The sequence below is a fragment of the Proteus cibi genome (genome assembly GCF_003144405.1).
GTDB lineage: Bacteria > Pseudomonadota > Gammaproteobacteria > Enterobacterales > Enterobacteriaceae > Proteus > Proteus cibi.
Genome location: NZ_PENW01000019.1, coordinates 255559 through 268982 on the forward strand (window position 1 = coordinate 255559; position 13424 = coordinate 268982).

The following is a 13424-nucleotide window of genomic DNA, read 5'->3' on the forward strand; positions in this document are numbered from 1 at the left end:
AAGATAATAAATCAGTTAAATGAATGTTTTTCTTCGGGGAATAGACCTAGTTCAACGTGTTGAACATAAAGGCTGACAGCCCCTTTTAATGAACCCGCTTCTTGTAAAAAATCTTTTGAGAACTTAGGTGCTTGGGGGGTTAAGCCTAATAAGTCATGCATCACAAGAATTTGCCCATCAGTGACATTACCTGCACCAATACCAATAACAGGCATGGTTAATACCTCTGTAATAGCCTTAGCGAGAGCAACGGGGACACATTCTAAAACCGCCAGTTGAGCACCTGCTTTTTCAAGGGCGATAGCATCTTGCTTTAATTGCTCTGCCTCATCGTGCTCTCTGCCTTGAACTTTATAACCTCCAAAGACGTTGACAGATTGTGGTGTCAGACCTAAATGGATACAGACAGGAACAGCACGCTCAGCCAGCATTTTAACGGTAGGAATTAACCAACTTCCACCTTCAATCTTCACCATATTCGCCCCTGCTTGCATCAAAATACCGGCATTAAGGCAAGCTTGTTCAGGTGTTGAATAAGACATAAAGGGCATATCTGCAATTAAGAAGGCATTAGGCGCACCAGCTCTTACGCAACGGGTGTGATAAGCAATTTGCTCAACGGTAACGGGTAACGTGCTGTTATGACCTTGTAGTGTCATTCCTAAGGAGTCACCAATCAGCATGGCTTGAATACCTTCTTGTGCAAAAAGGCGAGCAAAACTTGAATCATAAGCTGTGATTGTGGCGAATTTTTTCTTTTCTTGCTTATAGCGATTCAGCGTTGAAAGCGTAGTGGGTTTCATTGTAACAAACTCCATCATTGTTGTTTTTTGGTCTGTAGATAAAATTAATTACTTCACATAATTGTTTGTTTATTAAAGAAAATATTGAGCTATCAAAATAAAGCCGCTTTCGATTGTAGCATTTAAGAGCTAAAAACGAAGAAAAAGTAATTAAATGAGCAATGAAAAACAACAAATGATGATTTTTGTTTATATTTATCAATTGGTTATGGGGTAAAAATAAATATAAAAGATTTCAAAGCATGATGAGAATCAGTGAGTTTGAATAATAGAGGGAAAACAAAAGGGAAGAGATAGGCTGATACTGTTTAAGCTTTTTACAGTATCAACCTTTAGCATTAAGGGCGGATTAGTGTGAAATTACCACTTTTCTATGCCGTTTTCAGGCACTAACGCCAATCTATCTGCTAATAACTCACCGTCAGGAAAGCGAAGGTCGGGGGCTAATTCTGCTAATGGATAAAGCATAAACTCACGGACTTTAAGCCCGTAATGAGGTACGGTTAATCGCTCGGTTTGGATCACGTCATTACCAAATAACATAATATCAAGATCAAGCGTTCTTGGTCCCCAACGGTTGCCTTCTTTTCTAACACGACCTTGCGCTAATTCAATCGCTTGTGTGTTATTCAGCAACTCTTCTGGTGCTAATGTTGTATCAACCGCAACCGCGACATTAAGGTAATCAGGCTGATCTTGAGGTCCCATTGGGCGAGTACGATACCAAGAGGATTGTGCAATCAAGGTTGTTTCTGGGATCTCACTGATTGCTTTAATCGCTGAATTCACCTGATTTTCAGGTGAATCCAAATTACTTCCCAAAATGATATAAACACGTTTTTTCTGTTTATTCATGGGTGTTCTCTTGTCTAGATGCCGGTTTTGCGTTTGGATGACGAGGACGTTTACGCGGACGTGGACGCCTGCGAACTGGCGCTTGACCTAATTCAGAGACCATTGAGCGTTGTTGTGTATTGTTAGACGCTTGGAAATCAGCCCACCAGCTTGCTAACGCTTCAAGATCTGGATTGCGTTGTACATTGGCACGTAATTCCAGCAAATCGAACGCAGCACGGAATTTAGGGTGTTCAAGTAACTTATTCGCACGACGACCTTGGCGTTTCGGTAAACGTTGTTGCAATAGCCAGATATCACGCATTGTTGTGGTAATGCGTTTGGGTATTGCAATCGTACGGCATTGCTCATCTAAAATATCGTTCATTGCCATAGAGAAAGAGTCATAATAAGACAAACCACTTTCTTGAACTAATTTTTCGGCATGTTCAATTAATGGATACCACAGCATCGCCGCAAATAAGAACGCCGGATTGACTCGCATCTCTTTATTGATGCGATAGTCCGTATTTTTGAGAACTTGATCTAGCATTCTCTCCATCGGCGTATCATGTTGCTCTGTCATTTTAGATGCAATCAGCGGAAACAGTGGTTCAAGTAATTGATGGCGGCACATTAACTTATACGTTTTGTAGCCTTGTCCTGTTTGTAATAATTTTAGTGACTCTTCAAAAAGACGAGCTGATGGAATATTACGCAATAAAGGCGCGAGTCTGCTAATTGGCTCTGCAGTTTCTGGTGCAATTTGCATATCCAATTTGCTGGCAAAGCGAATGGCTCTCAGCATTCTGACGGGATCTTCGCGATAGCGCGTTTCAGGATCACCAATTAAGCGAATAATCCCCGCTTTTAGATCCGCTAAACCGCCAACGTAATCACGCACCGCAAAATCATCAACACCGTAATAGAGGCTGTTTAATGTAAAGTCACGACGAATGGCATCTTCTTCAATGGAGCCAAAAATATTGTCGCGCAGTAACATGCCACTTTGTGCTTGTTGAGATTGGTTGTTGTCTGAAATTTCGTGATCTTCATGCGAGCCACGGAAAGTCGCAACTTCAATCACTTCAGGACCAAACATAATATGAGCAAGACGGAAACGACGACCGACTAAACGGCTGTTACGGAATAATCGACGTACATCTTCAGGTGTTGCATTAGTGGCAATATCAAAATCTTTTGGTTTTTTTCCCAGTAATAAGTCACGGACACCGCCACCAACTAAATAAGCCTGGAAGCCAGAGTTATTTAAGCGATACAGCACTTTTAATGCATTATCACTGATGTCTTTACGTGAAATTGGGTGTTGATCTCTTGGGATCACAGTCATTGGCAAATCACTCCCGTTCGCCTTTTCTTTATTACTCTTTTTTTTATGGGGACGGTCTGCAGATATAGCAGGACGCCGACGCACAGTTTTCTGTGTTTCTTGTATTGGTCGGTCAGATGTAGTGACTGGCCTTTCACTCGCTACCGGTTGTGTGTCTGATGACGTTGTTTGCCGCCCTAGCAGATTACGGCAGAAATGTGCTACTCGATTAAAAATATGACACCTCGAATAATAAATTCTAATAATTAAAAAAATTAAGCGGCTAATCATAGCCTACTGAACATTTTTTGAGAATGCTTTGTGTGGTTTATTCATATCCTTGTTGCTGATGATTTTGTCTTAAAATCTCAGAAGGTGACCACTGCGCTATCGCAATCTCTAACAATGATGCTAACGAATAATCTTGCCAACCCGCAATAATAGGCTGATTGAGGAACCGTAAAGCATCGAGAATGACGGGTCTTGGATCAGTATCTGGCAACGCATGCGCGTGATTTTGTTTTGATAATTTATTACCGTCATGATTTATTGCTAAAGGTAAATGAGCATAATGCGGAATAGGTAAATTCAGTTGTTTATGTAAACTGATTTGTCGCAATGTGGGATCAAGTAGATCGGCACCTCTAACAACTTCGGTTACACCCTGATAATTATCATCAATCACTGTCACTAGATTATACGCAAATAAGTTATTTTTTCTGTGAATAATCATATCTTCTAACACGATAGACGTACTCTTTGAATAATATGTACCTTGAATGGTATCTTCAAAATGATAAACAGGATGCTGTTGGATCAACCGCCATGCACTCTTTTTATCAAAAGGTGTAACATGATTTGTGAGCGGTTCGCGATGACGGCAGTGGTTATCATACACGCCCCCTAAGTCATGTAAACGATGACGGCTACAATGACAGTGGTAGCAAACACCTTCTTTCCAAAGAGCGTGTAAAATTTCACGGTAAGCATCATGGCGTTGCGATTGATAGAGGATCTCTTCATCCCAAAACAAACCATAATGTTCTAATGTGCGAATAATTTGGGATGCAGTGCCGGGAGGTTCTCTAAGCGGGTCAATATCATCGATGCGTAGAAGCCAACGCCCGTAGTGTGCGCGAGCTTGAAGATAACTGCCAAGTGCAGTAACCAATGAGCCAAAATGAAGTTGACCCGTTGGCGATGGCGCAAAGCGCCCAATATAGTCTGTAATCTCGTGCATCAAAAGATTCAGATTAACGCCTCAACGTATTAGGCTGAGGCGTCTGCCCATTATTAGCCAGCCATCTGCTTTTCACGGATTTCAGCTAATGTCTTACAGTCGATACATAAGTCAGCTGTAGGACGAGCTTCTAAACGGCGAATGCCGATTTCTACTCCACAAGATTCACAGAAACCAAAGTCATCATCTTCGACTTTTTTCAGTGTTTTTTCGATTTTCTTAATGAGTTTACGTTCACGATCACGGTTACGCAGCTCAAGACTGAATTCTTCTTCTTGTGCAGCACGGTCAACGGGATCTGGGAAGTTTGCCGCCTCATCTTGCATATGAGTAACGGTGCGGTTGACTTCATCCCTGAGCTGATTGCGCCAAGATTCAAGTATTAGCTTAAAATGCGCTAATTGGGCTTCGTTCATGTACTCTTCGCCCGCTTTTTCCTGATATGGCTCAACGCCAGCAATAGCGAGAATGCTCATGGACGATGTTTTACGCTTTTGCCCTTCTTGCATAATGCTTCTCCTACATACGCATTTCTGAATAATCCCCACCTTCAAAACAGGAAGGGGAAAAAATAGGGCGCTATAAATAGCAGATGCCCGCGAGGATAGCAATTATTCCTTTAATAAGTTTTCTCATGGTGTGAAGGCACGCAAGTAAATGCCCTTTTTTAGTTAAAAAATGCTTAACTAATACCATGGGAATCAATTAACCATTTGAAATAAAAGGTAATTGCTGTCCAATTGTTAAATTGTATTCACTAATATTGATGCGATAACACAAGATTTCAACCCCTGCATCACATGCTTCTTTTAGCAGTGAAGCATAGTTAGGATCAATCTCTTTAGCAACAGTCACTTCCATAATCCCAGTATGGGGAACTGCGTAGAATAAGACAGCCCTTAAACCCAATTTTGCGATAGCGGTCAACTCTCGAAGATGTTTCTGACCTCGTTCTGTTTTGGCATCAGGGAAATAACCCATACCGTTGTTGAGCAAGGTGACTGACTTCACTTCAATATAACAATCAACTTTATGATTTGATTTAAGTAAAATGTCAATACGGCTGTTCTCACTACCGTATTTCACTTCTCGTTTTATCTCGTCATACTCAGATAATTCTGGAATGTCACCTGCCTCAATCGCATCAGCAATAATCCCATTCGCTCTTAAGGTATTTACACAAATCCAATCATCGGTTTGAGTTTGTGTCAGTTCCCAGCTGTGTGGATATTTTCTTTTTGCATTTGAAGAGGTGGAATACCAAACAGTATCACCCGGTGTCGCACATCCCGTCATTGCACCTGTGTTGGCACAATGGAGCGTGAATTCTTCCCCATTAGGGGTGACAACGTCTGCTAAAAAACGCTTATATCGTTTTAGTAAAGTGGCAGATTGTAGTGGTTGCTCAAATTTCATGACGACTCCGATGAAAATACGACCTTTAATAAAGCGCTAATGCTACAATGCCCAGCCAAGAAAGTTAATGAGCCATGGAGACTGTGTGCATTTATTGCCAATCTTTGATGTAACAGAAAACATCGTTACTGCGTTAAAACAATCCCCTCAAGTTTTGCTTCATGCACCTACAGGTGCAGGTAAATCCACGGCACTTCCCCTCTATTTACTGGAGCAAGATCACTTTGATGGCAAAATAATTTTATTAGAGCCAAGACGAATTGCCGCCAAAAGTATTGCTTACCGTTTAGCAGAACAGCTAAATGAAGACGTTGGAAATACGGTAGGTTATCGAATGAAAGCGGAAAGCAAAGTCAGCTCAAAAACGCGATTGGAAGTGGTAACTGAAGGGGTATTAAACCGAATGTTACAGCAAGATCCGGAGTTGGCTGGCATCAGCCTTGTGATTTTAGATGAATTTCATGAACGCAGCTTACAAGCGGATTTAGCACTAGCGCTATTACTCGATGTACAGATGGGATTACGTGATGATTTGCGTGTGTTGATTATGTCTGCAACTTTGGATAATCAAAAACTTACCTCACTACTCCCTGATGCCCCCATGATCAGCGCGCAAGGGCGCAGTTATCCCGTTGAAAGAGTGTACTCTCCTATCAATACGCATCAGCCCTTTGAACAAGAAATTGCCACAATGGCATTGCGATTATTGGCACAAGAAACTGGCTCTATGCTGATATTCTTGCCAGGGAGTGCCGAAATCGTGCGTGTTGCTGACATTCTAAAAGATAAAGTGGATGACCATGTGGTGTTATTCCCACTTTATGGCGCGCTTTCATTAGCAGAACAGCAAAAAGCGATTGAACCGACTGAAAAAGGTTATCGTAAAGTCGTTCTTGCGACCAATATCGCAGAAACGAGTCTTACCATTGAAGGGATTAGATTGGTTTTAGATAGTGGCATTGAAAAATGCGCACAGTATGATTTGAAAAGTGGTGTCACGAGTTTATTGCGTCAACGAACGAGTCAATCATCACAAACACAAAGAGCAGGGCGAGCAGGACGTCTTGAGGCAGGTATTTGTTGGCATTTAATCAGCCAAGAGCAGGCAGAACGCGTTGCTTCTCACCAATTACCTGAAATTTTAACTAGTGACTTATCGTCGTTATGGCTTTCTGTCTTGCAATGGGGATGTCGTGACATTAATCAGTTGAGTTGGTTAGATATACCAACACCACAAGCATTACACGCAGCTAAAGACTTATTGTATCGTTTAGGTGCGATAGATAAACAAGGTGGATTAACACCACGAGGTTCGCGCATGGCGCAATGGGGCATTGAGCCTCGATTAGCAGCAATTTTGGATTATGCGAGTGAGCAAAGTGATAATCATCTTGCAACGGCTGCACGTTTATGTGCAATCTTAGAAGAGCCTCCACGAGGACAAGAAATTAATTTAGAGTGGATTGCGCAACAAAAAAACAGTTTCTGGACACGACGTGAAAACCAGCTCTCTCAACATCGGAAAGGGGTTTTTTGCCCAGAGTTATTAGGCTCATTATTAGCGGTTGGATTTCCGGATAGGATCGCTAAAAACCGTGATAACCAAGGACGTTTTCGTTTAGCAAATGGGCAAGGTGCCATGATGGATAACGCGCATTTAATGAGTGATTCACCGTGGATCTTAGCGCCATTATTACGACAAAATGCACATTATGCCGATGTGCGCATTTTATTAGCCTTATCCATTGATATCGATGAAATATCAGCTATCTTTCCTGAGCTTATTGAAAATAATACCACGGTTGAATGGGATGAAAAACGGGGTACATTAGTTGCATGGCAACAACGTCAATTAGGACGATTAACGTTAAGCCAGAGCCGATTAGACAAACCCAATAAACAGCAAATGCAACAAGCATTATTGAATTGGTTAAGAGATAACGGTTTAAATGCTTTAGCGCTGAGTAAAGAGACTCAACAGCTTTTTATTCGTCTTTCTTTAGCGAAAAAATGGTGCCCAGAAGCCTTATTACCTGATTTAGAAGAAACGGTGTTACTTGAAACTTTAGAAACATGGCTTTTACCTGAGCTGGGAGAAGCTCAGACATTAAAAGCATTACAACAAATTGATATTAATACGATTATTAAAAACCAATTAACATGGCATGAAAATCAGTTGCTTCAACGCTTATTTCCGACGCATTATTTGGCGCCAACAGGGACAAAAGTAATGATCAACTATGATTTGGAGTTACCTCCTGTGATTGCTATTCGTATTCAAGAAGTTTATGGCGAACAACAAAGCCCTATTATTGCGAATGGTCAATTGCCTGTAATCATGGAATTATTGTCACCAGCACATCGTCCTATCCAAAAAACACACGATTTGGCGACGTTTTGGACAGGAAGTTACAAAGAGGTGCAAAAAGAGATGAAAGGGCGTTATCCCAAGCATTTATGGCCTGATGATCCCGCGAATACAGCACCGACTCGGCGAGTAAAAAAATATAGCCAATAAGTTGATTTAAGTTTTTATCGTAGATTATCCCTATTTGAGAGCTTTCTTGTGGGATCACACAGAAAAATAGCGACAATGTTAGGCTTCTTTATCCCGTGATAAAGGGGTTTTAATGAGAGATACAGTTCATGAGTAGAAAGAAAAGGCCAGTGAAACAAACCAAAAGAGGTCGTTCTTGGTTTTGGTTATTTGTCAAAATCGCCATTGTGGTTGCGGTTTTAATGGGCATTTATGGTGTTTATTTACATTCTCAAATCAAAGAGCGTCTTGATGGCAATGTTTGGGAATTACCCGCTGCAGTTTACGGACGTACCGTTAACTTAGAACCGGGCATGAATTATAGCCAAAAGGAGATGGTGAGCTTACTTGAGGGTATGCAATACCGCAATGTGAATAAAATCACGCGTCCTGGCGAATTTGTGGTAAGAGGCAATACGATTGAAATGTTGCGCCGACCTTTTGATTTTCCAGATGGTCGTGAAGAACAAATTTTAGCTAAATTAGCCTTTGAGCAAAATTCACTGGTTAGTATTACTAACATGGATAATCAGCGGCAGTTTGGTTTTTTCCGTCTTGATCCTAAGTTAATTACCATGATGCAATCAGCAAATGGTGAACAACGCTTATTCTTAGCAAGAGATAAATTCCCACAATTATTAGTGGATACGTTAATTGCAACAGAAGATCGCCGTTTCTATGAGCACGATGGTATTAGCTTCTATTCAATTGGCCGTGCGGTATTAGCGAACTTTACCGCGGGTAAAGCGGTTCAAGGTGGAAGTACCTTGACGCAACAGTTAGTGAAAAACCTATTTTTGACTAATGAAAGAACGTTAAAAAGAAAACTGAATGAAGCCTATATGGCGATCATTATGGATGCGAGTTATAGCAAAGATCGCATTTTAGAGCTGTATCTTAACGAAGTCTTTTTAGGACAAAGTGGCGATGAACAAATTCGAGGTTTCCCTTTAGCTAGCCTCTACTATTTTGGTCGTCCCGTCGATGAATTAAGCCTTGATCAGCAAGCACTTTTAGTGGGGATGGTTAAAGGTGCATCTGCCTATAACCCATGGCGTAATCCTAAAGCTGCCTTAGAGCGTCGTAATGTGGTATTAAAACTGCTACAAACCCAAGAGATAATCGACCAAGAGCTTTACAATGTACTTAGCGCACGTCCTTTAGGTGTGAAACCACGTAGTGAAGCGTTAACGCCTCAACCTGCATTTATGCAATTGGTTCGCCAAGAGTTACAAACAACCCTCGGCGATAAAGTGAAAGATTTATCAGGTACGAAAATTTTCACCACATTAGATCCCGTTTCGCAAGATGCGGCTGAAAAGGCAGTTGAAGTGGGGGTCGCGGATATACGTAAAGTGCGTAAAATTGACGATCTTGAAGGGGCGATGGTGGTTGTCGATCGCTTAAGTGGTGAAGTGAGAGCATTAGTCGGGGGGTCACAACCACAATACGCAGGTTTTAACCGTGCATTATCGGCTCGTCGCTCTATTGGCTCTTTAGCAAAACCAGCGACCTACTTAACGGCATTAAGTGAGCCTGATCGTTTTCGTTTAAATACATGGCTTGCGGATGAGCCTATTTCCGTACCTATTCCGGGAGGTAAACCTTGGCAACCACGCAACTACGATCGCGGTTATAAAGGTAAATTAATGCTGGTGGATGCATTAGCAACCTCACGCAATATACCAACTGTCAATCTTGGGTTAGAAGTGGGATTAGACCAAGTCATTAAAACGTGGATTAACTTAGGTGCCCCTGCGGAAAATCTGGAAAAAGTGCCAGCGATGCTATTAGGTGCATTAAACTTAACACCAATGGAAGTCGCTCAAACCTTCCAAACAATTGGTAGTTTAGGTAATCGAGCAAAACTATCATCATTGCGCTCGGTTATTGCCCAAGATGGTACGGTGCTTTATCAAAGTTATCCTCAAGCAGAAACAACGGTTTCACCTCAAGCGGCTTATATGACGTTATTTGGTATGCAACAAGTGGTAAATTCAGGTACCGCATGGCGTGTATTAAAACCGAAATTTGGTAATTATAACCTTGCAGGTAAAACGGGGACGACAAACGATCTCCGCGATAGTTGGTTTGCGGGGATTGATGGCAAAGAAGTGACGATTTCATGGATGGGGCGCGATAATAATGGTCCAACGAACTTAACGGGTTCAACAGGGGCGTTGTTGCTGTATCGTAACTATTTAGAGAATCAGGCACCGTTGAAATTAAATCCACCTGCACCAGAAGATATCGCTGACATGTCTGTTGATGCCCAAGGTAACTTTGCTTGTTATGGCGGAGGTGTTCGTACTCTACCTGTATGGACAGCCAATCCAGATGGATTGTGTACACCTGTTCAGCAAGATACTGATGAAAGTGGTGCGCCAAAGTGGTTACAAGATCTGTTTTCTGAGTAAGTGATCACGTCGGTTAGCTAAAATAAAAACGGCACATAAGTGCCGTTTGTTTTTTTGTCAAAATAAATAGGTATTAGCGTTTCATTTTTTCAAATGCATACTCTGCTGCATCAATAGTGCGTTGAATATCTTCTTTGGTATGCGCAATTGACATAAAGCCGGCTTCAAATGCAGAAGGCGCAAGGTAGACGCGTTTTTCCAACATTAAGTGGAAGAATTGCTTAAAGCGCTCAACATCACAATTCATCACATCTTGATAGCAAGTGACTTCTTTTGCATCTGTAAAGAACAGACCAAACATACCACCAACATGGTTGATAACCATTGGAATACCAGCTTGTTGTGCTTTTTCAAGTAAACCATCCGCTAGCATTGTTGTTAGTTCATCTAATGTTTGATGAACACCCGGTTGTGAGACTTCGTGTAAACAGGCTAAACCTGCTGCCATTGCAATAGGGTTACCCGATAAAGTACCAGCTTGATAAACTGGGCCAATTGGCGCGAGTTTAGACATCACTTCCATATGTCCGCCAAAAGCACCCACTGGCATACCGCCACCAATAATTTTACCAAGGCAGGTTAAGTCAGGATCAACATCGTAATAGGCTTGTGCGCCACCTAATGCCACGCGAAAGCCGGTCATCACTTCATCAATAATCAGTAACGCACCAAATTCATCACATAAGGCACGTAAACCCGGTAAAAAATCTGCTTTTGGTGGAACGCAGTTCATATTGCCCGCAACAGGTTCAACAATGATACAAGCGACTTCTTCAGGATAGTTTTCAAAGGCTTGACGTACAGAGTTTAAATCGTTGTAAGTGCAAGTTAAGGTGTGTTTAACAAAATCAGCGGGTACACCCGGTGAATTTGGTTGTCCCATTGTTAATGCGCCAGAGCCTGCTTTGACTAATAAGCAGTCAGCGTGACCGTGGTAGCAACCTTCAAATTTAATGATTTTGTCACGGCCAGTATAACCACGAGCAAGGCGGATCGCGCTCATCGTGGCTTCTGTACCTGAGTTCACCATACGAACCATGTCCATTGAAGGTACTAGCTCAGTAACTAAGTTTGCCATTTCAACTTCAGCGGCTGTTGGTGCGCCAAAACTTAATCCTTTTTGTACCGCATCAGTCACCGCATCACGAATAGCAGGGTGATTGTGACCTAAAACCATCGGTCCCCATGAGCCAACATAGTCAAGGTAAGCACGTCCATCGGCATCATAAATATACGCACCATTAGCACGTTCAATAAAAAGAGGGGTTCCACCTACACCGTTAAATGCTCTAACAGGTGAGTTGACACCGCCGGGGATCACTTGTTGTGCGAGATTATAAAGCGTTTCAGACTTGCTCATGTCAGACTCCTAATGATGGGTGAGCGTAAGATTAAGGCGTATTCTAAAGCACCGCGCAGATGAAGCCAAATACACGGCAACAAGATTTTGATTTATCACTGTTATTGTGGGGACGTGGTTTATCGTAAAAAGTGATAGGTAGCAAAAAGTGTATTTTGTCCACAACAAACTTGAAGGTTATGAGCAGGTATTAGATAATCATCACATTATATCAGCAAGAAAGATAAATTTTTGCTGGCTGTTTTTTTGCTGGAATACCCAGTCTGGAGTGAACAATGAGTGATGATATGGCTCTGCCGTTACAATTTACTGACGCGGCTGCAAATAAAGTAAAAGATCTGATTGCAGATGAAGAAAATCCGAATTTGCGTTTACGTGTTTATATCACGGGTGGCGGTTGTAGCGGATTCCAGTATGGTTTTACCTTTGATGATGCAATGAATGAAGGTGATATGACCATAGAAAAACAAGGTGTTGCTTTAGTGGTTGATCCAATGAGCTTGCAGTATTTAGTGGGCGGTTGTGTGGATTATACCGAGGGGTTAGAGGGTTCGCGTTTTATCGTAACTAATCCTAATGCTAAGAGTACCTGTGGTTGCGGCTCCTCTTTTAGTATTTAATCTGGAAGGTTGTGGCTGCGTCAAGGTTATCCTTTGTTAGACAGTGTGCTCACAAGACTCACATACTTATGTATGCTCGTTTGTTGCGCACTGTCTGTCGCGGATAACTTCTTGCTCGCTCACAACTTTTGTCTGTGAGATGTTATTGGTTAAAATCTTCTTCTCTCTTCTCTCTTCTCTCTTCTCTTCTTTATTCTTTCTGAACTTATTTCATAAAATCACTCTATGAGTGATATTTTTGTTTTTTATTTAAATGGATCTTCTGCGATACACTAAATTTTAGGTGCGGATTTTTTGTACTGTGAGAATAAAAAACGTAGTTTACTTATTATTCTGAAAATAGTGTGATTTTTTCCTTATAAATCAATGTTGTTACAATTTGAAATAAAATACACATTTTGTTACATATTAAAAATCCATGTACATTAGAACTGACTGGCTTTAGCAAGATTTCGGACATTTACGAAAGTGAATAATATAAGTAAATACACTTATTATAAAAAACGAAAGCAGTAAATAACGTGTGGACAATTATTTTACGCTAAGTCACTTATCCTACGAGGATAGAATGCTTGTTCTCTCTACCCCTTCCTTTACTTCTTATTGAAAATACTTAAGCTACTCTAATTAATTGAAGACTCTATTATAAGCCCATTATTAAACAGAGACGTTTCTAGGCTTATTTTTTGTCTTTTTTATTGCGTGTGTGTCACCGTTAAATGGGAGCTTTTATGTCAATGAATGACGCAAACAATACCCCTAAACCCCGTTTGGTATTAGATGATCTGGCATCATCCCCCTCCTTTAAAATGGGGATGACATTCTCCGAACAACAAGCTCGCATTAAAAAATACAGTGAATTACTCGA

Annotated in this window: 9 protein-coding genes and 1 pseudogene; 3 read left to right on the forward strand and 7 right to left on the reverse strand. The window is 41.3% G+C overall.

Features of this window, described 5'->3' with window-relative positions:
• Positions 1–11: 11 nt before the first annotated feature.
• From panB to sfsA, 6 genes are all read right to left on the reverse strand, one after another.
• The gene (gene panB / locus DK865_RS12280; RefSeq protein ID WP_109392038.1) at positions 12–803 is read right to left on the reverse strand and encodes a 3-methyl-2-oxobutanoate hydroxymethyltransferase; all 792 of its coding nucleotides are present in this window, start codon (positions 801–803) and stop codon (positions 12–14) included.
• 360 nt (positions 804–1163) lie between these two features.
• Entirely contained in the window at positions 1164–1658 is a 495-nt protein-coding gene (gene folK / locus DK865_RS12285) for a 2-amino-4-hydroxy-6-hydroxymethyldihydropteridine diphosphokinase (protein WP_109392039.1), read from the reverse strand.
• A complete protein-coding gene (gene pcnB, locus DK865_RS12290) occupies positions 1651–3204 on the reverse strand; it encodes a polynucleotide adenylyltransferase PcnB (protein WP_407681499.1) in 1554 nt (517 codons plus the stop codon). The genes folK and pcnB overlap by 8 nt, the downstream gene beginning before the upstream one ends.
• 91 nt (positions 3205–3295) lie before the next feature.
• Complete coding sequence (gluQRS, locus tag DK865_RS12295) at positions 3296–4207, reverse strand: tRNA glutamyl-Q(34) synthetase GluQRS (protein ID WP_109392041.1); 912 nt, start codon at positions 4205–4207, stop codon at positions 3296–3298.
• A 53-nt stretch (positions 4208–4260) separates the two neighbouring features.
• Positions 4261–4716, reverse strand: coding sequence for an RNA polymerase-binding protein DksA (dksA, locus tag DK865_RS12300; protein WP_023580786.1), 456 nt, complete (start codon positions 4714–4716; stop codon positions 4261–4263).
• Positions 4717–4912: 196 nt separating this feature from the next.
• Positions 4913–5623 (reverse strand): DNA/RNA nuclease SfsA, encoded by a 711-nt coding sequence (gene sfsA / locus DK865_RS12305; protein WP_109392042.1) that lies wholly within the window; start codon positions 5621–5623, stop codon positions 4913–4915.
• 85 nt (positions 5624–5708) lie between these two features.
• Between sfsA and hrpB the strand changes: the two genes are divergently transcribed.
• A complete protein-coding gene (gene hrpB / locus DK865_RS12310; RefSeq protein WP_109392043.1) occupies positions 5709–8141 on the forward strand; it encodes an ATP-dependent helicase HrpB in 2433 nt (810 codons plus the stop codon).
• Positions 8142–8263: 122 nt separating this feature from the next.
• A pseudogene (gene mrcB / locus DK865_RS12315) lies at positions 8264–10576 on the forward strand (bifunctional glycosyl transferase/transpeptidase); the annotation flags it as partial.
• A 73-nt stretch (positions 10577–10649) separates the two neighbouring features.
• Here mrcB and hemL read toward each other — a convergent pair.
• Positions 10650–11936: a glutamate-1-semialdehyde 2,1-aminomutase gene (gene hemL / locus DK865_RS12320; protein WP_109392044.1), complete on the reverse strand. Its 1287-nt coding sequence runs from the start codon at positions 11934–11936 to the stop codon at positions 10650–10652.
• Between the two features lie 275 nt (positions 11937–12211).
• Here hemL and erpA point away from each other — a divergent pair, with 275 nt between their 5' ends.
• Positions 12212–12556, forward strand: coding sequence for an iron-sulfur cluster insertion protein ErpA (gene erpA / locus DK865_RS12325; protein ID WP_006534944.1), 345 nt, complete (start codon positions 12212–12214; stop codon positions 12554–12556).
• Positions 12557–13424 lie beyond the last annotated feature (868 nt).

What these genes read in the sequence shown, in the direction of transcription:
- panB (WP_109392038.1), bottom strand. Translation starts at nt 803, where the DNA reads ATGAAACCCACTACGCTTTCAACGCTGAATCGCTATAAGCAAGAAAAG.
- folK (WP_109392039.1), bottom strand. Translation starts at nt 1,658, where the DNA reads ATGAATAAACAGAAAAAACGTGTTTATATCATTTTGGGAAGTAATTTG.
- gluQRS (WP_109392041.1), bottom strand. Translation starts at nt 4,207, where the DNA reads ATGCACGAGATTACAGACTATATTGGGCGCTTTGCGCCATCGCCAACG.
- dksA (WP_023580786.1), bottom strand. Translation starts at nt 4,716, where the DNA reads ATGCAAGAAGGGCAAAAGCGTAAAACATCGTCCATGAGCATTCTCGCT.
- sfsA (WP_109392042.1), bottom strand. Translation starts at nt 5,623, where the DNA reads ATGAAATTTGAGCAACCACTACAATCTGCCACTTTACTAAAACGATAT.
- hemL (WP_109392044.1), bottom strand. Translation starts at nt 11,936, where the DNA reads ATGAGCAAGTCTGAAACGCTTTATAATCTCGCACAACAAGTGATCCCC.
- erpA (WP_006534944.1), top strand. Translation starts at nt 12,212, where the DNA reads ATGAGTGATGATATGGCTCTGCCGTTACAATTTACTGACGCGGCTGCA.